We start from the raw sequence: 265 nt of genomic DNA, 5'->3' as shown, positions 1-265 counted from the left end.
GCGCATAGGGCATCACCGCCGCGTCGTCGAAATCATTGACGCCCCAGACGAGCCGGCCCTCGACATCGCGCCAGGTGCCGAAATTCTCCAGATGCGTGTCACCGATCGCCAGTACCTGAGGCGCGCCCGTCAGTTCCGGGCAGATATCGAGGATGATCTCGCACCAGCGCCAATAGGTGGCGCGCAGGAAGACGAAATCGTCGCTCCGCATCTTCTCGTGCTTCTCCCGGAGATCGTCCTTGACGAGATCGTCGCCGAGTTCACC

The 265-nt window shown here is 62.3% G+C and carries 1 protein-coding gene; it reads right to left on the bottom strand.

Features of this window, described 5'->3' with window-relative positions; translation table 11 throughout:
- A partial coding sequence (locus tag EOD29_RS32390) for a DUF2252 family protein (protein WP_127248844.1) occupies positions 1-265 on the bottom strand: 265 nt, incomplete at both ends.

The organism is Mesorhizobium sp. M1A.T.Ca.IN.004.03.1.1 (assembly GCF_003997555.1).
In the GTDB taxonomy this organism is placed as follows: domain Bacteria; phylum Pseudomonadota; class Alphaproteobacteria; order Rhizobiales; family Rhizobiaceae; genus Mesorhizobium.
Note: the sequence above shows the minus strand (reverse complement) of the source record. Positions and strands in the feature narration are given on the sequence as shown.